The following is a 25,893-nucleotide window of genomic DNA, read 5'->3' as shown; positions in this document are numbered from 1 at the left end:
GGACTAGGCCTCTGCACCGCCGTCGAGGCCTAGGAACTTTTCCAGGCCAATTGTCAGGCCAGGGTTTGCACCAATCTTTTCCACGCCGATCATGATGCCGGGTACGAAAGACTCACGGTCGTAGGAATCCTGCTTGAGGGTCAGGGTCTGCCCCTTCGTGCCGAAGATGACCTGCTCATGGGCAACCATGCCGGTCATACGTACAGCGTGGACAGGCACGCCCTGGACGTCTGCGCCACGCGCGCCGTCGAGGGACTGTGTTGTGGCGTCGGGCTGCTCAGCAAGACCTGCGGCCTTGCGGGCGCGGGCAATACCTTCTGCGGTGTGCACAGCAGTGCCGGACGGAGCATCCACCTTGTTCGGGTGGTGCAGTTCTACAACCTCGGCAGACTCGAAGAAGGGCGCGGCAATCTCCGCAAACTTCATAGTCAGCACAGCGGAGATAGCAAAGTTCGGGGCAACCAGCACACCAGTCTGCGGAGCATCCTGGAGCCAGCCGCGAACGGTGTCGAAGCGCTCCTCGGTCCAGCCCGTGGTGCCTACTACCGCGTGGATGCCGTTCTTGATGCAGAACTCGAGGTTGCCCATCACTGCATCGGGAACAGTGAAGTCCACCACGACCTCAGCCTTGTTGTCCACCAACGCCTGGAGGTCATCGCCATGGTCGATGGCAGCTACCAGCTCGTGGTTCTCGTCAGCCTCCACGGCAGCCACAATGGCACTGCCCACGCGGCCTCGAGCGCCCAATACACCAATGCGAGTCATGAAATAATCACTCTTTCCTGCTAGTTTGCGACTAGTTCTCTTCGACCAAAACCAGGGAGATCTTGCCGCGGTTGTCGATGTCCGCGATCTCCACTTCGAGCTTGTCGCCCACGGAGACTTCGTCTTCGACGCGCTCGATGCGACGGTCCCCACCCAGGTTGGAGATGTGGATCAAACCGTCCTTGCCCGGCAACAAGGAAACGAAAGCGCCAAATGCAGTGGTCTTCACGACGGTACCCAAGAAGCGATCGCCGACCTTCGGCTGCTGTGGGTTAGCGATCGCATTGATCTTTTCTTCTGCCTGACGTGCAGACTCGCCGCCGACAGCGGAGATGAATACCGTGCCATCGTCCTCGATGGTGATATTCGCACCAGTTTCCTCGGTGATTTGGTTGATCGTCTTACCCTTCGGGCCGATAACCTCACCGATCTTGTTCTGGGGGATGGAGATGCTGGAGATGTGCGGAGCTAGGTCGCTCATGTCATCAGGCGCGTCGATAGCCTCATTCATCAGCTGCAGGATCTCCAGGCGCGCGGTGCGGGCCTGTTGCAGAGCCTCCGCCAACACGTCGGAGGGGATGCCGTCCAGCTTCGTATCTAGCTGCAGAGCCGTCACGAACTCGCTCGTACCGGCGACCTTGAAGTCCATATCGCCGAAGGCATCCTCGGCGCCCAGGATATCGGTCAGGGTGACGTACTTGTCCTTGCCGTTCTTACCGACCTTGCCCGTCACTAGGCCCATAGCGATGCCTGCCACCGGAGCCTTCAGCGGCACACCCGCGTTGTACAGGCTCAGCGTAGAGGCACACACGGATCCCATGGAGGTCGAACCGTTGGAACCAAGAGCCTCAGACACCTGGCGGATAGTGTACGGGAAGTCATCACGGCTGGGGATAACGGGCGTCAATGCGCGCTCCGCCAGAGCACCGTGGCCGATCTCGCGACGCTTCGGGGAGCCCACCCGGCCAGTCTCACCAGTGGAGTACGGCGGGAAGTTGTAGTGGTGGATGTAACGCTTCGTAGTCTCCGGACCCAGCGAGTCGATCTGCTGCTCCATCTTCAGCATGTCCAGCGTGGTCACGCCCAGGATCTGGGTTTCGCCACGCTCAAACAGCGCGGAACCGTGAGCACGCGGAATGAGCTGCACGACGATACCCAGGTCGCGGATCGTGGTTCTATCGCGGCCATCGATGCGGAACCCCTCCTCCAGGATGCGGCGGCGAACCACTGCCTTGGTTACCTCGTTGTGAGCGGCTCGAATCTCCGCCTCTCGCTCCGGGAACTCCGCCAGCAACTCGTCGACATTTTCCTGCATGTTCGCGGCCAGAGCCTCATCGCGCTCCTGCTTATCCGCGATGGCCATGATGTCTTCGAGTGCGTCCTTTGCCTCCGCCTCAACCGAGGCATAGACATCCTCGCCATAGGGCGGGAATAGTTCAAACTCACGCGTCTCGGCGTCCACTGCCTTCGCCAGCGCAGCCTGTGCCTCGCACAGCGTGGCGATGAACGGCTTCGCGGCCTCGATACCCTGCGCCACGACTTCTTCGGTCGGAGCCGGTGCACCTTCGGCGATGCGCTCGACAACCGTGTCGGTCGCGCCAGCCTCTACCATCATGACGGCCACGTTCGGCTCACCGGCATTGGCGTTCCTGCCACGACCGCGACCACGACCGCGGGAAGGCTTCACAGGCTCAGTGACGCGGCCGGCGACAACCAGCTCGAAGATAGCCTTCTCTTCCTGCTCACGCGTCGGGAAAGCGATCCACTGACCTTCTGCATGATCCTCATCCACAACCAGTGCCATGCGCACGCCGCCAACCGGCCCGGAAACCGGCAAACCGGACAGCTGAGTGGAGGCCGACGCGCCATTGATAGCCAGCACGTCATAACGATCCTGCGGATCCATCGACAGTACCGTGACGATGACCTGCACCTCATTGCGCAGGCCACGTACGAAGGTCGGACGCAGAGGTCGGTCGATCAGGCGAGCAGCCAGGATCGCATCCGTACCCGGTCGACCCTCACGGCGGAAGAAGCTTCCGGGAATGCGGCCGACGGAGTACATCCGCTCCTCCACGTCGACAGTCAGCGGGAAGAAGTCGATTCCCTCGCGTGGTTGGCGGGACGCTGCGGTGGTGGACAGCAGCATCGTGTCCTCATCCAGGTACGTCGTCACTGCGCCGTCTGCCTGGCGGGCCAGCAGCCCGGTCTCGAAGCGGACGGTGCGGGTACCGAAATCGCCGTTGTCGATGGTGGCTTCTGCCTCCCACACCCCGGCGTCCGGGTCGACGAGCTCTGCTTGAATGTTCTGCTTCTTCGTACTCATGATGGAGTTTCGCAATCGCCTTTCTGCGTTACCTTGCGTTGCACACCACGGCGGCTCACTTTTCGTCTGGTCTTCGGTGCCGACGCCACCACCGTGGAGATTTATTTCACTATTCGATTGGCTTTTAGTATTTAACCGGCACCAAGACTAGCACGAAGTAGCACAAACGCCCGCCACCTCGTCGCGGTAGAAGCGACTTTGAGGTGGCGGGCGTGTGATCTAGGAGTGAGCCTTAGCGGCGCAGACCCAGGCGCTCGATCAGGGAGCGGTAACGATCAACGTTGTTCTCGGCCAGGTACTTCAGCAGGCCCTTACGACGACCAACCAGCAGCAGCAGGCCGCGGCGGGAGTGGTGGTCGTGCTTGTGGTACTTCAGGTGCTCGGTCAGCTGACGGATACGAACGGTCAGCAGTGCGATCTGAGCCTCCGGGGAGCCGGTATCGGTCTCGTGCAGGCCGAACTCCTTGAGAGTCTCGGTCTTCTGTTCCTTGGACAGTGCCATGGATGAATCTCCTTGATAGTTATTTCAGTCCGCGCGAAAAGTTACAGTGGCGACTACCGCAGACCACAGTCGCTCAACCTGGGGGATATTAGCACGGGGTTCAGTGTTAACCCAAAACGCTAGCCTTAAATGCCTAGCCTTACATGCCTATCCCAGCGCCTTGCGCGTCTGGGTGACATCGCGCCCAATGGCCTCGATTAGCTCGTCCAACGAGTTGTAGGTTTCCATCCCCCGCAGGCGGTGGACAAACTCCACGGCGATGTCGAGACCATATAGGTCAGCTTCGTGGTCGAGGATAAAGCTCTCGACGCTGCGCGGTTCGTGGCCGAACGTGGGGTTAGTGCCCACAGAAATCGCGGAGGGCATGCGCTCACCCACCGGCATGGTGCCCACGGTGGCTCCAGCGGCAATGCCATGACCAGGCAGTACCGTCACATAGCCTGCGTAGACACCATCGGCGGGCAGGGCGAATTTCTCGGCAAAGTACAAGTTCGCCGTAGGGAATCCCAAAGCCCGTCCACCGCGGCCTGCCCCGTGAGTTACTTCCCCAGACACCCGGAAGTTGCGACCTAGCGCCTCATTCGCCCCCTCCACGTTGCCTTCGGCAAGCGCCTGGCGGATCCAGGTAGAGCACACCACATGGTCGCCGTCCTCCAAGAGCCCCAGAACGTCCACGCGCATTCCGCGCGCTTCGCCCAGCTCCTGCAGCATTGCTGAAGTGCCCGCGGCCTTGTGCCCGAAAGTAAAGTTATCCCCCACCACCACGGCCTTCGCGTTCAGAAGCTCGACCAGTACTTTGTTTACGTATTCCTCGGGGGACCAGCTGGCGATCTCCTTTGTGAACGAGACGACGACCACATGATCGATACCGTACTCATGGGCCAATTCGGCGCGTCGCCGCACGCTAGACAGCAACGGCGGAACGGCAGACGGCCTGAACACTACCGTCGGGTGTGGGTCGAAGGTGAACATCACGCTCGGCACTCCTCGCTCATGTGCCAGCGCAACGGCGCGCTTTACTAGTTCTTGGTGCCCACGGTGCACACCGTCAAACACGCCGATGGTCACGACGGTGCCACCAGCGGCTAGATGCTCGGGAATTCTGTCCAGTCCGTACCAGATACTCACGTCAAGCATGCTAGTCGATACTCTGTGAGTATGAATCAACGCAGTACCCCTTCCATCCTGAGCCGCTCCGGCGTGGTTTTGGTCGATAAGCCCTCCGGACCCACCTCACACGACATGGTGGCCAAGCTCCGCCGGATCATGGGTACGCGCCGGGTTGGCCATTCGGGCACCCTCGATCCCCTGGCCACGGGGCTGCTAGTTGTGGGCGTCGAAAGAGGAACAAAGTTTTTGGCTCATGTCGTCGCGCACGATAAGCGCTACGAGGCGACCGTGCGTCTCGGTATGGCAACGCACACCGACGATGCACAGGGAGACATAACCTTTACCGCCTCGCCGGAGAAGTTGGCGACTCTTACCGAGGAGCAGATCCGCACGGCCTTCGCTACTCAGATCGGCGACATCATGCAACGCCCCACGTCCGTCTCCTCCATCAAGATCGACGGCAAGCGCGCCCATGAATTAGTTCGCGAGGGACACGAGGTCGTTTTGCCGGAGCGCCCCGTTACCATCTTCTCGCTGGAGGTACACGACGTAGTTGTTAATGACGCCCCCTCTTGCATCGACGTCAGCATTTCCGTGCACTGTTCGAGTGGTACCTATATTCGGGCGATTGCACGGGACGTGGGTGCTGCCTTGGGCGTGGGCGGTCACCTGACAATGTTGCGTCGCACATCGGTGGGGCCTTTCGACATTTCAGAGGCTCGCACATTGGAGCAACTCGACGCGAACCCCTCGCTCACGCTAAACCTGGACGAAGCTATGGTTCGCTGCTTCGCCACACGAGAGATCAGCGAGTCCGAAGGCGTCGACCTTTCCCTGGGCAAATGGCTCGAGCCGGTGGGTAACAAGGGCGTTACCGCAGCGGTCACCCCATCCGGGCACGCAATCGCGCTGATTGAGGAGAAAGGAAAGCGTGCCGCCAGTGTCTTCGTCGCCCGCCCTGCGGGCCTTGCCTAGTTAGCCGGCACAGCTGCCGCAGTGATGACCAAGCCGTTGCGGATGATCCAACGCCCCTGAATAAACGGCACCGGAACCGGACGAGCCAGCAGATACGAGGTGAAGGTTCCGTCGGCGCGCAGATCAATATCGGCCTGGTCGAAATCCAAGAAGCGATGTGTCAGAGGGAACCACGCCTTGTAGGTGGCTTCCTTCGCACTAAAGAGCACCGTGTCCAAAAGCTGAAGATCGTTGGCACGCATTGTGCGGCGAATGCGCCGTTGTTCCCCCGGCCGGGCGATGGTGTTGAACACGCCCTCGGGTAGAGGAATCGCCTTTTCCGCGTCAATTCCCACTGAGGCCCAGCGGCGGACAGGTGCCAGCAACGCAGCGCGGAAGCCCGCTGTGTGCGTGAGCGAACCGACTACGCCCTCGGGGAACAACGGCATGCCCCGGGGGCCACGGAGAATCGGCGGGTGGGCATCCATAAAGTTCTTCAAGGCTTGGTGGGCGCACCACCGGGAATCGCCAAAGTCAGCCTTGCGACGATCCACAGCTCCACACACCAGCTCTTGCTCCTCAGCTGAGAGTGCATGGAACTGGCTTAGATCCCCGGCCTCGTTATGCAGTTCGGCGCACGCAGCACCGCGAGGCAGCAATCCGCGCGGAATGGTCGGCTGCTGTGCGCCGAAACTCTCCACGACGGCTACATCGTCGAGATCCGTAATTAGGGTTCCGTTCTGTCTCATGCTGTCACCTCCTCGAACTGCTATCGCCAACTGCTATCTACGGCTACCGGATAGGGCCATAGTTTCTTTTCCAAGCGGGGCGGAAGTGTGATCTTCCGCTCTCTCGGGTAACCGAGTGAGACCTCGGTGTGCGTTACATTGCCGAGCGAAAACTCTACCGGAATATGCAAATGCCCATAAACCACAACATCCGCTTCATAGCGTTGCGGCCATTCCTGTGTGTGCCGTGTACCGGACCAAAGGCCGATCTCCTTGTGCTTTACGTTGACCATCGTCTCGCGCACCAAAGGCCAGTGATTGACCAGGATTGTTGGCCCTTCCACTGCCGCCAGGCGCCGCACTGAGTAACGCAGTCGCTCGCGGCACCAGAGCACGATGTCCTCGTAAGGGGCAATCGCAAAATCATCCATGAGCACTATGCCTTTGTCGCGAGCTGCGGCCAACGCTGCAGTGGGCGTCATAGAAGAATCACGCCATGAATGGTCATAAAGGGTGAACAGGGGTGCGACAGTGCGACCGGCGAATGTCGGGAAAGGATCTTCCGGTGTAAGGACTCCCAGGCGCTGCGCCGTGGCGATGACGGCATCGTACTTGGCGCGGCCATGTACGCGGTCACTCGTGCGACTGAACAGCTCATGGTTGCCAGGGGTGTAAATCACCTGTGCAAACCGACTTTGAAGCAGACTGAGAGTGCGTTCGATGGACGGCAGATCCTCGGCGATGTCGCCGGCGACGATCAGCCAGTCTGCTGGATCCGTGGGGCGAACGAGATCACGTACCAGGTCCTTGTTGCCGGGAGCACGGACGTGTAGGTCGCTCACCGCCCACAGCGTGCGGGGCATCGGGTACTCCCCTCTCCAGCTCAAGTCACAAGTGTTAACAAGCGTAACACTAGTTATCCCATTTATCGCCACTAAAGCGCCAGCTGACGAACATCAAACGGATCACGATGAAGGCAAAAAGGCCCCACCACACGCCGACCAAACCCCAGCCAAACGCCCAGGAAAACCACACTAAAGGGAGGAAACCCGCTAGTACCGAGATGATCGTTGCGGTACGCAGGAATGCCGCATCCGCAGCGCCCAACAACACGCCGTCCAGCGCAAAAACCACGCCCCCGGCCAAGACCAAAAGCACCAGCAGCCACCACGGACCGCCAATGGTAGCGAGCACATCGGCATCCGTCGTAAAGATGCGCGGGATGACGTGCGCCCCCGCCGCCAAACCAGCGGCCAGAATCAGCGATGCCGCCACGGAAAACCGCAGCACGGACACGCCTACTTTGCGGGCCGCCGCAAACGACCCAGCTCCCAGGGCCGCACCCACCAGTGCCTGCGCCGCGATTGCGACGGAGTCCAAAACCAAGGTGAGAAAATTCCACAGCTGAAGCAACACCTGGTGGGCGCCCAAAGGCGCAGGCCCCATACGCCCTGCCACCATAGCCGCAGAGATAAACGCCGCCTGGAAGCTCAGGCTGCGCAAAATAAGATCACGCCCCATCGCCAGTTGAGAACGAATCACCAGCCAATTGGGAGCTAGAGACTTCCCATCCCCCTCCGCTCGCCAATGCACGACCAGAGCACCGAGGAAGCACGCCGCGGTAATACTCTCCCCCAGAACATTCGCATACGCAGATCCCACCAACCCAAAGCGCTGCACCGACAGTGGGACGATCACAGCCATCGGTATCACGCCGGCAAGCGTGAACCACAGTGGCAGCTTAGTATTCGACATCCCGCGCAACCAGCCATTGCCTGCCATGGTGAACAACACCGGGATGATGGACCCACAGGTCACTCGCATCCACTTCGTGGCCTCGGAGACCACGGCGGCGTCACTAGTAAACAACCCCATAATCTGCGGAGTAAAGGCGAAAACCAACACCGCCAGCACGGCTCCCACCGCCAGCGCGACCCACGTGGCCTGCAACCCCTCGTAGATAGCGGCAGCGCGGCGACCTGCACCGTAATGACGCGCAGCGCGAGCCGTCGTACCATACGAAAGGAAGGTTAGCTGAGTAGTAACAGTGCTAAGAACAGTGGCGCCCGCAGCCAATGCGGCAAGGTCGGTAGCGCCCAGCCGACCAACGACCGCCGTATCTAACAGCAAGTACAGCGGCGTGGCCGCCAAAACAACGAGGGCCGGCCAGGCCAATCCCAAAATTTTTCGGGCATCGGCCTGGCCGGCAGTAGCGTCTTGTTTAATCAAGACTTGTACGGATCCTCGTCACCCGCCGGACGGGCGCCGGCGGACTGCGCACGCAGAGCCTCGTCCTGAGCCTTCGCTTTGGCCAGCAGCTCCTCAAAGTGCGCTGACGCCTCCGGCACAGTGTCCAGGCTAAAGCTCAAGGTCGGGGTGAAGCGCACGCTTAGCTGATCGCCAACGATTTTGCGCAGCTGTCCCTTCGCCTTGGTCAAGGCCTCCTCCGCCGCAGCGGTATCCGGCTCCGCGTCCACGGTCTTACCACGCACGGTGTAGAACACCGTCGCGTCGTGGAGGTCGCCGGTGAGGCGCGCGTCCGTAATGGTCACGAACTCCAGGCGCGGATCCTTAATCTGCCGCTCAATAGCCGTGGCAACAATCTGCTGGATGCGCTTGGCCATGCGTGCAGCACGTGCGTGATCAACCATGAACCTCTCCTTGTAACTCGAGCACCCTTAAGTGCGCGGGATCTCGACCAGCTCGAAGACCTCGATGATGTCGTCGACCTGGATATCCGGGTACGACAGCACCATACCGCACTCGTAACCTGCGGAGACCTCGGTGACATCGTCCTTTTCGCGGCGCAGTGACTCGATCGTCGCCTTCTCCGCCACGACACTGCCGTCGCGGATGAGGCGGATCTGTGCATTGCGGCGAACCTTGCCGGTTTCCACCATGCAACCTGCGATGAGGCCCACAGAAGAAGCCTTGAAGATCTGGCGGATTTCCGCCTTGCCGATCTCGCGCTCCTCGTAGATGGGCTTCAGCATGCCCTTCAGCGCTGCCTCAACCTCTTCGATTGCCTTGTAGATAATCGAGTAGTAGCGAATATCCACGCCCTCGGCGTTCGCTACCTCGGTAGCCTTACCCTCAGCGCGTACGTTGAAGCCGATGATGACTGCGTCCGACGCCGCGGCCAGGTTGACGTTGGTTTCCGTCACCGCACCGACACCGCGGTCGATGATGTTCAGATCCACTTCGTCGTCGACCTCGATCTTCAGCAGCGCGTCTTCCAGGGCCTCGACCGTACCTGCGTTGTCGCCCTTCAGGATCAGGTTCAGGGTGTTGGTTTCCTTCAACACCGCATCCAGATCTTCCAGGGATACACGCTTGCGGTTCTTGGCCTGCATGGCGTTACGGCGACGTGCATTGCGGCGATCGGCAATCTGGCGAGCGGTGCGGTCTTCGTCAACAACCAACAGGTTGTCGCCGGCACCGGACACGCTGGTCAGACCCAGAACCTGTACCGGGCAAGACGGACCTGCCTCGCTAACGTCACGACCGTGTTCGTCGATCATGCGGCGCACACGACCGTGGGCGTCACCAACGACAATCGAATCACCCACGCGCAGCGTACCGCGCTGCACGATGATGGTAGCGATCGGTCCGCGACCACGATCCAGGTGAGACTCGATAGCCACACCCTGGGCGTCCATGTCCGGGTTTGCGCGCAGATCCAGCGAAGCATCTGCGGTCAGCAGAACAGACTCCAGCAGCTGGTCGATGTTGGTGCCCTGCTTCGCAGAGATATCCACGAACATCGTGTCGCCGCCGTACTCCTCCGGAATCAGGTCGTACTCGGTCAGCTGACCACGGATCTTGTCTGGCTGGGCGCCTTCCTTATCGATCTTGTTCACCGCAACCACGACAGGGATGTCAGCGGCCTTGGCGTGGTTAATCGCCTCTACGGTCTGCGGCATTACACCGTCATCCGCAGCGACCACCAGGATCGCGATATCGGTAGAGTTCGCGCCGCGAGCACGCATGGCGGTAAAGGCCTCGTGACCCGGGGTATCCAGGAAGGTGACCAGGCGATTCTCGCCCTCCATGTTCACGGAGACCTGGTAGGCGCCAATGTGCTGGGTAATACCGCCGGCCTCGCCGCCACCGACGTTCGCCTCGCGAATCGTATCCAACAGTCGAGTCTTACCGTGGTCGACGTGACCCATGACGGTAACCACCGGAGGACGCTGAGCCAGGTCTTCATCCTGGCCTTCGTCCTCACCGAACTGCAGATCGAAGGATTCCAGCAGCTCGCGGTCCTCGTCCTCTGGGGAGACGACCTCGACCTTGTAATCCATTTCCTCGCCGAGCAGCATCAATGTCTCGTCTGAGACCGACTGGGTAGCGGTCACCATTTCGCCCAGGTTGAACAGAGCCTGGACCAGTGCTGCTGCATCTGCGTCGATCTTCTCTGCGAAGTCCATCAGGGATGCACCGCGTGCAAGGCGAATCTTTGCGCCCTTGCCGTTAGGCAGCTTCACGCCACCAACGACACTCGGCGCCTGCATTGCCTCGTACTCGTTGCGCTTCTGACGCTTCGACTTGCGTCCCTTACGCGGGGCACCGCCTGGACGGCCGAATGCACCTGCGGTGCCGCCGCGACGCCCACCGCGTCCACCGCGCGGGCCTCCCGGACCACCAGGGCCACCGGGGCCGCCCGGTCCACCATGGCGTCCACCACGACCACGTCCGCCGCCGAAGCTATTATCCGACTTCGACGGCATTTGTGCGGGATTCGGGTGGCTCGGCATCATGGCCGGCGACGGACGACGACCGCCGCCCTGCTTTGCACCGGTCTTACCTGCACCTGGCTTCGGGCCGGGCTTCTTGTTGCCCGGTCGGCTACCCGGACGCGGCATATCCCCAGGCGCTGCCTGTCCACCGCGCGGACGCGGAGCAGGTTCACCGGAAGAGAACGGGTTGTTGGCCACGCGTGGTGCGCGACCACCCGGCTTCGGGCCTGGCTTAGCCCCCGGCTTTGGTCCTGGCTTGGCACCGGGCTTCGGCCCCGGCTTTGGGCTCGGCTTTGGAGCGGGCTTGGGTGCCGGCTTCTCGCCCGGCTTCACGGTGGAGGTGGGCTTGGTGCCAGCGTTAGCAACCGGGTTGGTGCTCTTAACCGGCTTTGGTCCCGGCTTGGGGCCAGGCTTCGCACCAGGCTTCGATGCTGCCTTCGGCCCCGGCTTCGGGCCTGGCTTTGCTGCGGGCTTAGCAGGCTCCTTAGCGGACTCCTGTTCTACCCCGTAGTGCTTCTTCATCTTCTTCACAACGGGCGGCTGCACCGTTGAGGAAGCGGTCTTAACGAACTCGCCCTGTTCCTTCAGGGTGGCGAGCAATTCCTTGCTCGTCACTCCGAGTTCCTTGGCCAACTCGTGTACGCGTAGCTTTCCGGCCACTACTCTCCTTCATGTTTGCGGAGCCGTAGTGCGCTCAAGCGTGCAGGCTCACCTGCAGCCGGGCTACGTACGACTCCCGTACTTGTAGATACTCATCGCTGATGCTGCTTCATCGCGTTCTCATCAGTGTTCGTTGTTCTTCATGTCGACGTAAGTTCCTCGTCCTTTTCGTTGACGCCCACTTTCGCGGTCGTCACGTATTCTCCACTGTTACTGGCAGTGTGACGATGTAGTCACGTACAGGGTCTGCATCCACGTTGGCGGATACCCTCAGCGCACGGCTGAAAGCCCTACGCTTGACGGCGATTTCCCATGCCTCCACAGTCGGCGTGATCCATGCGCCTCGCCCGGGCAATTTCTTTTCCGGGTCAGGCACGACCTGAATCCCTTCCGCGCTTTGATGTACAACGCAACGGAGCAGGTGATCTATTCCCATCACCTGCTTTGTTGCAATGCACGTCCTTAGCGGAAGGTGCTTGTTTGTGGGGCACTCATGGGATACCACCTGTCCAGTGTATCGCGCCGCCCGCGGAAACGGTTAACTGGGTGTGTCCTCCGCGGCGGCGTCGGTCTCCGAACGAATGTCGATCTTCCAACCGGTCAGACGCGCTGCGAGGCGAGCGTTCTGCCCTTCCCGACCAATGGCTAGGCTGAGCTGATAATCCGGAACAACGGCGCGGGCGATCTGCATCTCCGGGTCGGTAACCTTCACGCTGACAATCTTGGATGGGGACAGAGCATTGCCGACAAATGTTGCCGGATCATCAGAGAAGTCGATGATGTCGATCTTCTCCCCTCCCAGCTCGTGCATAATATTGGAGACGCGCTGTCCGCGAGGCCCAATGCAGGCTCCCTTCGCGTTGAGCCCCTTTACAGTGGATCGCACGGCGATTTTTGTGCGGTGGCCAGCCTCGCGTGCCACGGAGACAATTTCCACGGAACCATCGGCCACTTCCGGCACCTCGAGAGCGAAGAGTCCCTTCACCAGCTCTGGGTGGGTGCGGGAAAGGTTGATCTGCACCATGCGGTTGGCATTGTTAATAACGTCCGTGACGAAGGCCTTGACGCGCATGCCGTGCTCCAGCTTCTCGCCGGGGATGTGCTCGGCAGGCAAGATCTGCCCGTCCTGGCCTCGCGCCTCGGTGCCTAGGTGCACGACGGTCACGCCGCGCTCATTCGCACGAGCATCAGCAGAGACCACTCCGGAGACCACACGGTAACGCAGCTCGGCGTATTCGTCGTAGCGGCTCTGTACGCGAGCGGAGTTGATGCGGTAGCGAATTGCCTCCCGGACCGCCAGCGCGCCGTCGCGACCGAAGTTCTTCGGGGTGTCATCGATACGACCGGTGACATTGCCATCTTCGTCTTTTTCCACCTGGTAGATGGTGACCTCGCCGCTAATAGGATCAATGTCCACGTCGACTGGCCCCGTGAAGTGGCTGTTTGCGCGATATGCCTCGCGCAGACCCCGTTTAACCCCCTCTAGCAGGTCATCGAAATCAACCGACTCCTGCTTTTCGACTGCGCGCAGCGCTGCCATATCAATATTCACTTGTTTCTCCTAGTTTTCGGCCGGACTATCCTGCTGGTCTTCCGCACCCGACAATCCATAGGCCTCGATCGTCAGTCCAACGAGGTCGGCTTCTGCTGCCGGAGCTGGTGAGAATTCCACTTCTACCACCGCACCGGCGACATCTGCGAATCGCACGCGGCTTACGCTGGGCTGTTTCTTATCAGGTGTGATCAATATGACATCTTCGCCATCGACCTGCGCGATGCGGCGCAGTCCCTGCTGTGTACGCACAAGGCGCCCAATGTTGCGCACCCAGTGGCGCTGTTCTGTCAATGGAAAGTCGACGCCAGGTGTCGATAGCTCCAGGGTATACCCCGGCCCGAAGCTCATCTCGCCTTTCGCTTCCGACTCATCCAGGTGGGTCGACACCTCCCGGCTGAGTTCCTCCAGCTGATCCAGATCCGGGCGTTCTTCACGTGGGTCGGCAGTATCCACCGCAATGCGGATCGCCGATTTTGCCCCGGCTTTGGTGATCTTGATGTCCTCGATCACCAATCCGAATTCTTTAACCAGCCCGCCCAGCGAGCTCTCCAGCTGCTCTTTGTGTGGAAATGCCATGACCACGGAGTCTAGCAGGCAACACCTTCTAGTAGACTTCTAGTCCTGATGAATAAGACCAGCTCTCGCTTTGCCCGCCAGCCCCTTTCTCGCCGTCGTTTCCTCGGCACCAGCGCACTTCTTGGGGCGGGGTTGACACTGTCCGCCTGTGAAACCGGGTTGGCGTCATTTTCCAAAGAGCCAGAGCCCAACGAACAGCTTGTGCGATTGGCCGCCGCGATCAAGAACTCACAGCGAGACCCGAAATGGTCAAAGTTCCTCGGCAAGCAGTATGACCTTGTACAGCAAGAAGCGCTTCGACAGTGCGGTGTAGACAAGGACGGTAATACACCTCAACAGTGCAAGGAAAAATTTTTAGACACCGATAGCTCACAGGCTGACCAGGGTATCTCCTTAAAGGAGGCCTACGAGCGCGCGCTGGATGGTGATCAGAAGGGGCTCGTCGCAGGTCTTTACGCAGCCTATGTTGCCGCAAATCAGAAGATGTCTCAGACCAACGCCCATCCCCCGCGCGTTTCCAAAGAAATCGCAGATGGGTTTTCTGACGCCGCTGCCGAGTTCGGCACTGTCTTGACGCTCACTTATGGCGCCATTTTTGCTACTGGAGTAGCTCTCGCGAAGGACGCCACCCCCGATGGCAGCGCCAGCATTCAGGAGATCGCCAATGAACTCCGCACGCTACGGGATCAATGCATCGACGTTCTCGAGGAGCTGGGGGCGGAAGTCCCCGCACCGGAGCCCGGATACACCCAGGGCAAGGCAGATAACATGACAGCCGCGGCGGGGTATCTCTACCCCACTATCTTGCCCATTTCCGTGGAGCTGCGGCGCATATCAGCCCAGGCAACCAACCCCCAGGCCGTGGAGTTCGCCACTGGCTGGCTCAAGGCGACTGCCTGCGACGAGGCTGTCCTGGAACGACTCCAGGGCAAGGATCCGCGAAAGATTACTCTCCGCGGAGAGCCCGCTTAACCTCAGCCAACGCATCCGGATAGTCGACCTCGAAGGTCTCCCCCGTCATCCGGTTGCGGAGTTCCACCTTGCCATTGGCAAAGCCACGGCCTACGACGACTACCAAAGGCATACCCAGCAGTTCGGAGTCCTTGAACTTCACGCCCGGGGAAACCTTCGGTCGGTCGTCGAACAGCACCTCGAGACCATCGTTCGACAAGGTCTCCACCAGTTCCACCGCAGCCTCACCTGCAGCGGCATCCTTGTTGGCGATGACCACGTGCACATCAAAGGGCGCAACCGCTGCGGGCCAACGCAGGCCGGAATCGTCCAACATCTGCTCGGCAATCACGGCGACCAGGCGGGACACGCCCACGCCATAGGAGCCCATGGTCGGTACTGACTGGCGGCCTGCCTCGTCCAGAATCTTCACATCAAAGGCCTCGGTGTACTTACGCCCCAGCTGGAAGATGTGGCCAATCTCGATGCCACGGGCCAGTGTCAAGGTACCCTTTCCATCCGGCGATGGGTCGCCTTCCAGGACTTCTGCCGCCTCGACGACACCATCCGGGGTGAAATCGCGCCCCGCTACCATTCCGACGATGTGGCGATCCTTTGCGTCCGCACCGGTAATCCAGGAGGTGCCCTCCACCACGCGCGGGTCGGCCAGCAGTCGCACACCGTTTGCAGCCAGCGCCTTTGGTCCTACGTAGCCCTTAACCAGGAAAGGGTTCTTTTTGAAGTCCGCCTCCTCGGCCAGCTCAACCTGTGCTGGCTCCATGGCTGCTTCGAGGCGCTTCATATCTACCTCGCGGTTACCGGGCACCAGCACACCGGCCAGGGATTCACCACGCGGGTTGCCTTCCTCGTCCAGCGTCGGATCGTTAACCTTGACGACGATGCACTTCAGAGTATCGCCAACCTCCACGGCACGACCGTCAATGGTGACGCCCTCGCCGTTGGCCCATTCCACCAGAGCTTCAATGGTTTCGGCATTGGGAGTGTCGTATTCCTTGGCCTCCGGCTGACCCTCAATCGGGCGAGTCGGCGGCACCTGCGTCACCACAGCCTCTACATTCGCGGCATAGTCGCTGTCAGTAGAGCGCACGAACGTGTCCTCACCGTTGGCAGCCACGGCCAGAAATTCCTCGGAAGCGGATCCGCCCATGGCGCCGGAGGTCGCCGAGCAGATCGCATATTCGATACCCAGACGATCGAAAATATTTTGGTAGGCCTTGCGGTGCAGCTGATAGGACTGTTCCAACCCCTCGTCGTCCATATTGAAGGAGTAAGAATCCTTCATAATGAACTCACGGCCGCGCAGGATGCCAGCGCGCGGACGTTCTTCGTCACGGTACTTCGTCTGGATCTGGTAAAGGATTACCGGGAAGTCCTTGTAGGAGTTGTACTCAGACTTCACGATGGAGGCGAACATTTCCTCGTGCGTCGGTCCCAGCAGGTAATCCGCGTCTTTGCGGTCCTTTAGCCTGAATAATGCGTCGCCGTATTCGACCCAGCGTCCGGTCGTGTCGTAGGGCTCGCGGGGCAGCAGCGCGGGGAAGGAAAGTTCCTGCGCTCCGATGGCATTCATTTCCTCGCGCACGATTTTTTCAACGTTGCGCAGGACCCGTAGCCCCAGCGGCAACCACGAGTACACGCCGGGGGCAACGCGGCGGATGTATCCCGCGCGTACCAGCAGCTTGTGGCTGGGCACCTCTGCGTCTGCGGGGTCGTCACGCAGGGTCCGCAAGAATAGTTGTGACATCCGAGTAATCATGAATCAAGACTTTACCTTTTCCCCCTTTGACTTGTGTCGATCGGTGGGGGTTTAGCTAGTCTTTGGGAATGCTGGTTGTGCTTCCCCCATCCGAAACCAAGGCTCCTGGTGGTACTCTGCCCGCCGGCGCACCGCTGCACTTCCCGGAGCTCAACCCGATCCGCGAAGAGCTAACCGAGGATCTGGTAGACCTGTGCACCGCTGAACCGGACGTTGCCCTGCAGGTTCTCGGGCTGTCCGAAAAGCTGCGCGGTGAAGTCGATGCCAATCAGATTCTCCGCACCGCCCCGACGATGCCCGCGGTACACCGGTACACGGGTGTGCTCTACGATGCACTCGATGCGCCTTCTCTAAGCGACGCCACCACACCTCATTTAGCTATCGGCTCCGCACTGTTTGGCCTAGTGATGGCTGAGGATCCGATCCCCCACTACCGACTCTCCGGAGGCACCAAGCTGCCGCCGGGAACCACGTTGAAGAAGCGCTGGGGTTCCGCCATTACCGAGGCGCTCGAACGCGCGGAGGAGGAACACGGCCTGGTGGTCGATTTGCGCTCCGGGGCGTACCAGCAACTGGGGAAGCTAAAGTCGGCTGTCACTGTGCGCGTCGAGTCTGTGCGTCCGGACGGCAGCCGCAAGGTCGTCAGCCACTTCAACAAGCATTACAAGGGGCTGCTGGCTCGCGCCCTGGTTCAGAACCCCGTAGCTTCCTCGCCTAGTGAAGTCGCCGACATAGCCCGTACCGCCGGGTTTAACGTCGAGGAAACGTCCACGGAACTCACCCTGGTGGTCTAGAGCCCTGCCACCTCGCCGATCACATACACCACCGGGGAGGTCACATGGTTAACCTCGAAGGTTTCCGCCAGAGTGCCGAGTGTGCAGCGGAACCCGCGTTGCTGTTCCGTGGTGCCCTCCTGAATCACAGCTGCCGGGGTGTCTGCGCTTAAGCCCCCGGCATGGAGTTCTGCAGCAATGGCTGCGACATTGCGCACGCCCATGATTACGCACAGTGTGGCTTTAGAGGCCGCGAGCGCTCGCCAGTCCACTAGGCTACGAGGGCTATCCGGCGCCACATGGCCGGAGACCACGGTAAACGCATGGACCACTCCGCGCTGTGTAACCGGCACGCCGATAGCAGCGGGAACGCTCACTGCACTGGTCACGCCGGGGATCACCTCGCACGCGATCCCCGCGGCCGCGCATGCCTGAACCTCCTCGAACCCCCGCCCGAACACAAACGGATCTCCGCCCTTGAGGCGAACAACGTTCTTACCTGCCCGCGCATGTTCCACCAGCAGTTCGTTGGTTTTCTCCTGGCTCACTTGCTTGGCATAGGGCAGCTTGGCGACGTCGATGACCTCCTTAGCCTCCACGTCGCAGAGTTTGTCGAGCTCGTTGGTTGGCCCCAGGTGGTCGGTCAAGATCACGTCGGCTTGTTGCAGCGCGTGCATGCCGCGCACCGTAATAAGGTCCCACGCCCCTGGTCCGCCGCCAATTAGCACCACTTTGCCTGTCTCACTCATGAGTTCTCAGCCTACCCCTACAATGGTCAGCACCATGAATACCTTCGCTGAAGAATTCCCGGAACTCGCACTGCCCTGCGTCGGTGAGTCCTTCCCCGATCCGCAGGTACTGGTGCTTAACGAACCGTTGGCTAAGGACCTCGGCTTAGATCCAGAGTGGCTCCGCAGCCCCGCGGGCATCGATTTCCTTACTGGCCAGGGGAAGTGCTTTGCACTCGGCTATGCAGGCCATCAATTTGGTCAATTCAATCCCCGTATGGGAGATGGTCGTGCACTTCTCTTGCGCGAAGACGGCCGGGATATCCATGCCAAAGGAACTGGTCGCACCCCCTTCTCACGCGGCGGTGACGGCCATTATCCCCTCGATGCGGCGCTGAAGGAGTATGCCTTCGCCGAGTCCCTCCACGCTCTCGGTGTGCCTACCGCCCGCTCGCTGGCAGTCCTCACCACTGGCGGCACCATCATGCGCAATGGCCTTCACCCCGGTGCCATTGGCGTGCGCGTCGCCAGCTCCCATATCCGTATCGGTACCTTCCAATACGCCGCCCTGATGGGGCCGACAGTCACCGAGCGCCTCGTCGACTACACACTTGCCCGCCACTTTCCGGATGGTACTTCTCCCCTCGACCTTTTTGACGCCACCGTCACCCGCCAAGCCGAACTCGTCGCCCAGTGGATGCGCTTCGGCTTTATCCACGGTGTGATGAATACCGACAACGTCGCGATTTCCGGCGAAACGATAGACTTCGGTCCCTGCGCTTTCATGGACTACTTCGCCACCGACACGGTATATAGCTCGATCGATACCCGTCGCCGCTACGCATACGGCCAGCAGCCCGCTGTCATGATGTGGAACCTCGCACGCCTAGCTGAGGCGCTGGTGCCACTGGTGGATGAGGGCGTCAAAAACTTTACAGAGCGCCTTTACCGCTTCCAGCCGCAATATGCCGAGGCGTGGGACGCGCAGATGGCAGCTGCACTAGGAGCGCCGGATTGTGCAGAGCAATTGCTGGACCTGTTGCAGGTCGCCGCGCCCGATTACAACGCAATGCTGGCGAAGTTGACCCCCGGTGTTATTCCTCAGGGTCTGGAGTCCACTCCCGGCGCCGTTGAGTGGACGGAACGCTGGTCGGAGTACGATCCGCATCCTCGTAACCCGATCTACCTCCCACGCAATCACGGCATGCAGGCAGCGCTCGAACAGGCCGAAAAGGGTGACATGACCCGCTATCTACTGGCGCTGGAGGCGCTGCAAAATCCCTTTGAATGGGACGATAAATACGAAAAACTCGGCCTCCATGCGGCAGTGCCGCGCGAGGAAGCCGAGTTCACGACCTACTGCGGTACTTAGACCAGCTTCAGAGCCTTCTGGGAACGATCCCACTGCTCGTTGAACAGGTTGGAGTCCTTGGCCAGGCGGGTGCCGTAGGAAGGAATCATCTCCTTCAACTTCGGTGCCCAGTCGGCGATGCGGTTGCCGAAGCAGCGCTCCAGAACCTCCAGCATCGCGGACGGCGCAATGGAAGCACCCGGGGATGCGCCCATCAGGCCGGCGATGGTGCCGTCGTTGGAGTTAATCAGTGCAGTACCGAACTCCAGGGAGCCGAACTTCGGCGCACCGATCGGCTTAATCACCTGCACACGCTGGCCAGCGGTAACCAGCTCCCAATCCTCCGCACGAGCCTGCGGCATGTACTCGCGCAGGGATTCCACGCGAGCCGCCTGATCCTTCAGAACCTCTTCGATGAGGTACTTCGTCAGGCCCATCTCCTGCACGCCCACACCCAGGTAGGACGGGATGTTGCCCACACGCAGGGACTTGAACAGATCCAGGTAGCTGCCCTTCTTCAGGAACTTCGGAGTCCACCCTGCGTAGGGGCCGAACAGCAGTCCCTTCTTACCGTCGATCACGCGGGTATCCAGGTGCGGGACTGACATCGGCGGGGCGCCCACGGAAGCCTTGCCGTAGACCTTCGCCTGGTGCTGTTCCACAAGCTCGGGGTTGGTGCAGCGCAGCCACTGGCCGGATACCGGGAAGCCACCGTAACCCTTGATCTCCGGGATACCGGCCTTCTGCAGCAGCGGCAGGGCCATGCCGCCCGCGCCGACGAAGACGAAGTTCGCGGTGATCACAGACGTGTCGCCGGTGTGCAGGTTCTTGGAAGTGATCTTCCACTTCTCGCCGTCGCGAGAGATGTTCTTGACCTCGTTGCCGTAGCGCACCTCCACGCCCTGGGCGGTGACAGCATCCAGGTACTGGCGAGTCAGCGCACCGTAGTTAATGTCGGTACCCTCATCGAACCAGGAGATGGCGACTGGGTTGTTGAAGTCGCGGCCCTTAGCCATCAGCGGCAGGAACTCGGCAAACTTTTCATCGGAATCGCTGAACTGCATGTTCGGGAACAGCGGGTGATCCTTCAGCGCCTCGTAGCGAGCCTTCAGGTAGTCGACCTGATCCATACCCTGAGCGAAGGAGACGTGCGGCACCTTGTTGATGAACTCAGACGGGTCGCCCAGCACATTCTGCTCCACCAGGTAGCTCCAGAACTGGCGAGAAACCTGGAACTTCTCGTTCACACCAACGGCCTTGGAAATGTCGATCTTCCCATTAACCTCTGGGGTGTAGTTCAGCTCGCACAGTGCAGAGTGCCCGGTGCCTGCGTTGTTCCACGGGTCGGAGGATTCCGCGCCCGGGGTGTCCAGCCGTTCGATGATCACCTGGCTCCAGTCCGGCTGCAGCTGCTTCAGCATGACGGACAGCGTGGTGGAGATAACACCTGCACCAATTAGTGCTACATCCACAGAATCTTTATTTGCCACTATGTATTCATTCCTTCGGAGGCGTCAAAGTTAGACTGTTATTGCGTCATATTTACTCTACGCCTATAGGCCGAGGTTTCAACGATATCCGCCTACCTGTGGCGCTAGCATGAGGGCATGGTTACTAGTCCCGCGATTCCACCATCCGCTGCAGATCTCACATTTTTGCCCGATGAACTGGGCGAAGGCTTTGGACAATGCTTCCTTGAACTAGGCGCAGACCCGGATGGCGAATCCCCCATTCGCTGCACCCTGGTGCGTTACTGCCCGGGCGCCGCCGACGATTCCTTTTTCGCTCGCCCCGCCATGCTTTTTGTCCATGGAATGACGGATTATTTCTTTCAAGATCACGTCGCCCGTCATTTCCATGAACGTGGCTTCGCCGTCTACGGTATCGACCTCCGGAAGTGCGGCCGCTCCTGGCGCGAAGGCCAGACATGGCACCATGTCAGCGATCAGTCGCTCTACGACGAGGATCTCTCTACCGCTGCTGCGCTCTTGGCCGCCGCCCACGGCACGGTGGTTCCTGTCGGGCACTCGACCGGCGGGTTGGATGTGACGATGTGGGCTCATCGCCTTTATGACGCCAAATCCCCTCTCCACAACTCCATCGCCGCCGTCGTCTTGAACTCGCCGTGGTTTGGTCTTCAGTTCAATCCGGTGGTCCGCTTCGCCATTAACCGCGTGCTGCCTGTCATCAACAAGCTAAGGCCCAACCTCCTGCTTCCCGGTGGCATCAACCCGGTCTACGGCAAATCTCTGCACGTCACCGAGGCCGGTGAGTGGAACTACAACCTGCGTCTCAAGCCTCTAGAACCCCGCCCCAAGTACATCCAATGGCTACTCGGCGTCGCCCGAGAAATCCGCCGCCTGCACTCTGGCAAGGGTGACACCGGCGTTCCTACGCTGATCCTCACTAGCCACACTCACCACTTTTCCAAGAAGCTCTCCCGGCAGTCCTATAACGCAGACCTCATCCTTATGCCCAGCCAGATGTGGCAGCAGGCTTCCAATGCCGCATCCCTTTCCACCACCATTGTCATCGAGGGTGCCCTGCACGATGTTTTCCTCTCCCGGCCCCCGGTTCGCGCGCGAGCCTTCGCCGCCGCCGACGAGTGGCTCACGGATGTCTTCAACGAAAGGAAGATCCATCATGGATAATTTTGACCTCATCATCGTTGGCACGGGCTCTGGTAACTCTTTGCCCAGCCCAGCCAACGAGCACCAAAGAATCGCCATCGTTGAAAAGGGCACTTTCGGCGGCACTTGCATCAACGTCGGTTGCATCCCTACCAAGATGTTCGTCCACACCGCCGACGTCGCCCGCGGTTTCTCCGAGGCATCCCGCCTAAGCCTCACCGGCTCGCTCGAGCACGTCGATTGGAAGGGTATCCAGCAGCGCGTCTTCGGCGACCGCATTGATCCCATTAGCCATGCCGGTGCGGAGTACCGCGCAGGGAACGAAACCCCAAATATTACCCTCTTCGAAGGCACTGCCCGTTTCGTCGGCCCACGCACTCTGCAGATCGACGATGGCCCCACCATCACGGGCACCAATATCGTTCTCGCCACCGGTGGTCGCCCACGCCCCCACCCCGCGCTAGCCAATGTGCGTTACCGCACGAACGAGGACATCATGCGTCTCGCCGAACTGCCTAAGTCCCTCATCATCGTCGGCGGTGGCATCGTCGCCGTCGAGTTCGCAGCGATGTTTTCTGGCCTCGGCACCCAAGTCACGCTTATCAATCGCTCGGACAAGCTGTTGCGGAAGTTGGACGCCGACATCTCCGAGGCCTTTACAACTCAGGCACGCTCCCAGTGGACTAACCACCTGGGGCGCACCATTACCGCTGCCGAGGAAACCGCCGACGGGCAGGTCTCTCTCACCCTGGACGATGGAACCATCGTCACTGGCGAGGAGGTTCTTGTAGCGATGGGTCGGGTCAATAATTCGGACACGTTGGATTGTGAAAAGGGTGGCGTCAATACCACCGAGAACGGCCGCATCATGGTCGACGAAAACGGGCGAACCAGCGCCGAGGGTGTGTGGGCGCTGGGCGATGCCTGCAATGATTTCGAGCTCAAGCATGTGGCCAACGCCGAGGCTCGCGTGGTGGCGCACAATCTCGCACACCCCGACGACCTGCGGAAGTTCAATCACGAGGTGGTTCCGAGCGGTGTGTTCACACATCCGCAGATCGGCGTGGTGGGCATGACCGAGGCCGAAGCGCGTGAAACTGGTCGCCCTATTAGCGTCAAGATCCAAAAGTACGGCGACGTGGCCTACGGCTGGGCAATGGAAGACACCACTGGTTTCTGCAAGGTCATTGCCGACCGCACCACCGGCGAGATCCTCGGCGCACACATAATGGGGCCAGAGGCCAGCTCGTTGATCCAAAGCTTTGTCACCGCCATGACCTTTGGCATCACTGCACGCGATTTCGCCGAAAAGCAGTATTGGCCCCACCCTGCTCTGACAGAATTGGTCGAGAACGCCCTGCTGGGGTTAGATCTCGAAAACTAATGAAGGAGCCTTCGCCATGTTCGCAGTCGTCACTGGAGCCGCCTCGGGAATCGGTCGGGAGGTAGCACTGCAACTGGCAGAACGGGGCTATGCAGTCGCCATCAGCGACCGCGACGAGAAAGGACTCGCCTCCACCGCCAGTGACATCTCCACTCGTGGCGGCACCGTCGCCGATCAGCGCACTGTCGACGTCACTGACGTGGATGCTGTAAAGGCCTGGGCGGAGGACATCATTGCCGCCCACGGAACGCCTGACCAGGTGCATCACGTGGCGGGCATCGCCATCTGGGGTGATGTGCGGGAAATGCCACACGAGAAGTGGCAGCGGGTGATCGACGTGAACCTCATGGGGTCTGTGCACATGGTGGAAGCCTTCGCGCCGAAGCTCATGGAACGCGGCGAGGGGCGCCGGAAGTTCGTGTTCGTCTCCTCCGCCGCCGGCATCATCGGGCTGCCGTGGCACGCGGCCTATTCTGCTTCTAAGGGTGGCGTGCTCGGCATGTGCGAGGTGCTGCGCTTCGACATGGCTCCGTTCGGCGTGGACGTGCATGCCGTTGCCCCAGGCGCGGTGGACACTCCCCTGGTGCGCACCATCGACATCCACGGCGTAGATCGCTCGAAAAAGCGCATCCAGAAAGCGACGGCATTGTTCCAAGGCCACGCCGTCACCCCAGCCAAGGCTGCACAAAATATTTTGAAGGGCGTAGATAAGGGCAAGTACCTCATCAACACCAGCCCCGACATCCCTATTGCCCGCTGGGCGCAGGTCAACGCCCCCTGGGCTTACAAAGGCGCGATGAAGGCGCTTAACGCTGGGTTCCGATGGGCGTCAAAGTAAGAACGGCAACGAGATCGAGGCGAGCAACACGAGCGCAATAAAAGCGAGGAACGCCTTGCCCTGCCAGTGGGCGTAGTTGAAGTCCATGCCGACCCCGAAGCGCTTGTCGACCATCACGGCCGGATCCTCCGGGTTGTGGTAAAACATGCCCCACCTGTAGTGCTCGTCGTTGTCCCGCCCCTCGCCACTCGTGTTCGCTAGCGCGGACTGCTTCCTCGCCAGAGCCACGACCATGGCCAGACAAACCGCAAACACGAGCACGAGCGAACCGATTATGGCCGGAGCCACCCAGTCCGTGTGCAGCACGGTCACAACCTGCAGGCTAGCGAGCATGATGGCCCCCGCAACGTTCATCACCGCCAGCCACATCGCCGTATGACGCCAAATGATCTTCTGCGAGACCTTCCCCCGCAGCGACGTATCAGCTCGGGCCGGCACGCTAACGCGCAACAATACGACCGTAATCAGCGCAAAAAGCAGCACCATTCCCACACCAAAGAACGTCGGGAAGAACACCGAACCCACAGACTTGTTATCCCAACTATCTGGTTCGAAGCCACTGCCGAAATGAGTGGCGAAGCGCTCCGGAATATCACCCCACCGCGCGGCCACGTACCCGGCCGCGACAGCAAGCACAGCCAGTGCTGCCCAGGTGAAGGCCCATGCACGCTGCGGAGATGTGTCCTCTACCGGCGTGATCTCCCCGGCCACGACCGTGCGCACGCCGTCAAACCAGCCTTCCCGCTGCTTAGCCTCGCGTATTGGCTGCCCAGCCTGGTTGAGGTTCCACATAAAGAAACCCACCGGCACGAGGGTCAGCACTGCGCCAACCACTGGCACCACAGCGGCAGGTATCGCCAGCAGCGCAGAAACCACAGCCGCTGCAACCTGCCGTTTAAGGAACGTACCCTCTTGTCGCCGCACAACATCGTCGCCCCAATGTGTCTCCGGAACGCGCACGCCCAACCGTACGCCCGGCGACGACAGCTTTGGCGTGTACACCAGGATCAGCCCCACAAGCAGCGCTGTTACGCAAAACACTCCTGCCAGGAATGGATCGAATGCAATCATGATGGTTCTCCTATTCCCACTTCACCGCGAGGTCGTCAGCCGTCGCGCAAATGTCATCTGTCTTGAAGCCTTGCGCGAGCGCCCGCCACACCGTGGCCCGCAGATCCTCGCGCAGCTGTTCGCGCTGCTGTGCGCTAGGCCGCTTAGGCCGCGTAATCACGGTGCCCGATCGCGCCGCCGTGAGCACTAGCCCGTCTTCTTGTAGCTGGTCGTATGCCTTCTTCACTGTTGCGGGATTGACGCCATATTCCACCGCCAACCGCCTCACTGAAGGCAAGGATTGTCCGTCTTGCAGTTCGCCGGAGATAATCCCCGCCACGATTCCGTCGTGGATCTGTTGAGCGATCGGCACAGGCGAGTCGGGCTCCACGATGAGATACATGGGACGAAAACCTCCTTCAGAATCTGTATTACATATACTAACACACACTGTGTTACTACGGGTAATACAAAAAAATTTCTAGTTCGCTGTTCG

The 25,893-nt window shown here is 60.4% G+C and carries 24 protein-coding genes; 7 read left to right on the top strand and 17 right to left on the bottom strand.

The window, feature by feature from the left end; all coding sequences use genetic code 11:
• Positions 1–3 precede the first annotated feature (3 nt).
• The 4 genes from dapB to AC05K6_RS01630 all read right to left on the bottom strand — a co-directional run bounded on the left by dapB (position 4) and on the right by AC05K6_RS01630 (position 4,721).
• On the bottom strand, positions 4–765 hold the full coding sequence (dapB, locus tag AC05K6_RS01645; RefSeq protein WP_448308243.1) for a 4-hydroxy-tetrahydrodipicolinate reductase: 762 nt from the start codon (positions 763–765) through the stop codon (positions 4–6).
• A 31-nt stretch (positions 766–796) separates the two neighbouring features.
• Entirely contained in the window at positions 797–3,091 is a 2,295-nt protein-coding gene (locus AC05K6_RS01640) for a polyribonucleotide nucleotidyltransferase (protein ID WP_476727585.1), read from the bottom strand.
• Positions 3,092–3,323: 232 nt separating this feature from the next.
• Positions 3,324–3,593, bottom strand: a complete 270-nt coding sequence (gene rpsO, locus AC05K6_RS01635) for a 30S ribosomal protein S15 (RefSeq protein WP_005295163.1) — start codon at positions 3,591–3,593, stop codon at positions 3,324–3,326.
• Between the two features lie 147 nt (positions 3,594–3,740).
• Positions 3,741–4,721: a bifunctional riboflavin kinase/FAD synthetase gene (locus AC05K6_RS01630; RefSeq protein ID WP_476727584.1), complete on the bottom strand. Its 981-nt coding sequence runs from the start codon at positions 4,719–4,721 to the stop codon at positions 3,741–3,743.
• Positions 4,722–4,751: 30 nt separating this feature from the next.
• Between AC05K6_RS01630 and truB the strand changes: the two genes are divergently transcribed.
• Positions 4,752–5,678 (top strand): tRNA pseudouridine(55) synthase TruB, encoded by a 927-nt coding sequence (gene truB, locus AC05K6_RS01625; RefSeq protein WP_476727583.1) that lies wholly within the window; start codon positions 4,752–4,754, stop codon positions 5,676–5,678.
• Here truB and AC05K6_RS01620 read toward each other — a convergent pair.
• The 8 genes from AC05K6_RS01620 to rimP all read right to left on the bottom strand — a co-directional run bounded on the left by AC05K6_RS01620 (position 5,675) and on the right by rimP (position 13,915).
• Positions 5,675–6,406, bottom strand: coding sequence for a 4'-phosphopantetheinyl transferase family protein (locus AC05K6_RS01620; RefSeq protein ID WP_476727582.1), 732 nt, complete (start codon positions 6,404–6,406; stop codon positions 5,675–5,677). The two genes, truB and AC05K6_RS01620, sit on opposite strands and share 4 nt — an antisense overlap.
• Before the next feature lie 20 nt (positions 6,407–6,426).
• Positions 6,427–7,248: a metallophosphoesterase family protein gene (locus AC05K6_RS01615; protein WP_473963205.1), complete on the bottom strand. Its 822-nt coding sequence runs from the start codon at positions 7,246–7,248 to the stop codon at positions 6,427–6,429.
• Positions 7,249–7,297: 49 nt separating this feature from the next.
• Complete coding sequence (locus tag AC05K6_RS01610; RefSeq protein WP_476727581.1) at positions 7,298–8,614, bottom strand: MATE family efflux transporter; 1,317 nt, start codon at positions 8,612–8,614, stop codon at positions 7,298–7,300.
• Positions 8,611–9,036, bottom strand: coding sequence for a 30S ribosome-binding factor RbfA (gene rbfA, locus AC05K6_RS01605; RefSeq protein ID WP_293790135.1), 426 nt, complete (start codon positions 9,034–9,036; stop codon positions 8,611–8,613). Before rbfA ends, AC05K6_RS01610 begins: the two co-directional genes overlap by 4 nt.
• 27 nt (positions 9,037–9,063) lie before the next feature.
• Positions 9,064–11,784 (bottom strand): translation initiation factor IF-2, encoded by a 2,721-nt coding sequence (gene infB, locus AC05K6_RS01600; RefSeq protein WP_476727580.1) that lies wholly within the window; start codon positions 11,782–11,784, stop codon positions 9,064–9,066.
• 193 nt (positions 11,785–11,977) lie between these two features.
• Positions 11,978–12,289, bottom strand: coding sequence for a YlxR family protein (locus tag AC05K6_RS01595; RefSeq protein WP_448308235.1), 312 nt, complete (start codon positions 12,287–12,289; stop codon positions 11,978–11,980).
• A 33-nt stretch (positions 12,290–12,322) separates the two neighbouring features.
• Positions 12,323–13,336, bottom strand: coding sequence for a transcription termination factor NusA (gene nusA, locus AC05K6_RS01590; RefSeq protein WP_293790127.1), 1,014 nt, complete (start codon positions 13,334–13,336; stop codon positions 12,323–12,325).
• 9 nt (positions 13,337–13,345) lie between these two features.
• Complete coding sequence (rimP, locus tag AC05K6_RS01585) at positions 13,346–13,915, bottom strand: ribosome maturation factor RimP (RefSeq protein ID WP_476727579.1); 570 nt, start codon at positions 13,913–13,915, stop codon at positions 13,346–13,348.
• Positions 13,916–13,963: 48 nt separating this feature from the next.
• On the opposite strand from rimP, the gene AC05K6_RS01580 reads away from it, so the two are divergent.
• A complete protein-coding gene (locus AC05K6_RS01580) occupies positions 13,964–14,887 on the top strand; it encodes a twin-arginine translocation signal domain-containing protein (protein ID WP_476727578.1) in 924 nt (307 codons plus the stop codon).
• Here the strand turns inward: AC05K6_RS01580 and AC05K6_RS01575 are convergent.
• Positions 14,862–16,643 carry a proline--tRNA ligase gene (locus tag AC05K6_RS01575; protein WP_476727577.1) on the bottom strand — a complete coding sequence of 594 codons (1,782 nt, stop codon included), beginning with the start codon at positions 16,641–16,643 and terminating at the stop codon, positions 14,862–14,864. The genes AC05K6_RS01580 and AC05K6_RS01575 overlap by 26 nt on opposite strands.
• 68 nt (positions 16,644–16,711) lie before the next feature.
• On the opposite strand from AC05K6_RS01575, the gene yaaA reads away from it, so the two are divergent.
• Positions 16,712–17,437 (top strand): peroxide stress protein YaaA, encoded by a 726-nt coding sequence (gene yaaA, locus AC05K6_RS01570; RefSeq protein ID WP_476727576.1) that lies wholly within the window; start codon positions 16,712–16,714, stop codon positions 17,435–17,437.
• Here the strand turns inward: yaaA and cobA are convergent.
• A complete protein-coding gene (cobA, locus tag AC05K6_RS01565; protein ID WP_448308230.1) occupies positions 17,434–18,165 on the bottom strand; it encodes a uroporphyrinogen-III C-methyltransferase in 732 nt (243 codons plus the stop codon). The two genes, yaaA and cobA, sit on opposite strands and share 4 nt — an antisense overlap.
• Here cobA and AC05K6_RS01560 point away from each other — a divergent pair.
• The gene (locus tag AC05K6_RS01560) at positions 18,149–19,516 is read left to right on the top strand and encodes a protein adenylyltransferase SelO family protein (protein WP_476727575.1); all 1,368 of its coding nucleotides are present in this window, start codon (positions 18,149–18,151) and stop codon (positions 19,514–19,516) included. The genes cobA and AC05K6_RS01560 overlap by 17 nt on opposite strands.
• Here the strand turns inward: AC05K6_RS01560 and mqo are convergent.
• A complete protein-coding gene (gene mqo / locus AC05K6_RS01555; protein WP_293790108.1) occupies positions 19,513–20,985 on the bottom strand; it encodes a malate dehydrogenase (quinone) in 1,473 nt (490 codons plus the stop codon). The genes AC05K6_RS01560 and mqo overlap by 4 nt on opposite strands.
• Before the next feature lie 117 nt (positions 20,986–21,102).
• Here mqo and AC05K6_RS01550 point away from each other — a divergent pair, with 117 nt between their 5' ends.
• Genes AC05K6_RS01550 through AC05K6_RS01540 form a run of 3 tightly spaced genes read left to right on the top strand, consistent with a single transcriptional unit; the run spans position 21,103 to position 24,347 of the window.
• Complete coding sequence (locus AC05K6_RS01550) at positions 21,103–22,146, top strand: alpha/beta hydrolase (protein ID WP_476727574.1); 1,044 nt, start codon at positions 21,103–21,105, stop codon at positions 22,144–22,146.
• Entirely contained in the window at positions 22,139–23,509 is a 1,371-nt protein-coding gene (gene mtr, locus AC05K6_RS01545; RefSeq protein ID WP_476727573.1) for a mycothione reductase, read from the top strand. Before AC05K6_RS01550 ends, mtr begins: the two co-directional genes overlap by 8 nt.
• A gap of 16 nt (positions 23,510–23,525) precedes the next feature.
• Positions 23,526–24,347: an SDR family oxidoreductase gene (locus tag AC05K6_RS01540; protein ID WP_476727572.1), complete on the top strand. Its 822-nt coding sequence runs from the start codon at positions 23,526–23,528 to the stop codon at positions 24,345–24,347.
• Here AC05K6_RS01540 and AC05K6_RS01535 read toward each other — a convergent pair.
• Both AC05K6_RS01535 and AC05K6_RS01530 read right to left on the bottom strand, forming a co-directional pair.
• On the bottom strand, positions 24,339–25,418 hold the full coding sequence (locus tag AC05K6_RS01535) for a DUF5808 domain-containing protein (protein ID WP_476727571.1): 1,080 nt from the start codon (positions 25,416–25,418) through the stop codon (positions 24,339–24,341). The two genes, AC05K6_RS01540 and AC05K6_RS01535, sit on opposite strands and share 9 nt — an antisense overlap.
• A 10-nt stretch (positions 25,419–25,428) precedes the next feature.
• Positions 25,429–25,800, bottom strand: a complete 372-nt coding sequence (locus AC05K6_RS01530) for a GntR family transcriptional regulator (protein ID WP_293790095.1) — start codon at positions 25,798–25,800, stop codon at positions 25,429–25,431.
• Positions 25,801–25,893 lie beyond the last annotated feature (93 nt).

Source organism: Corynebacterium sp. TUM25020, assembly GCF_056388495.1.
This window is presented reverse-complemented; position numbering and strand designations above follow the sequence as displayed.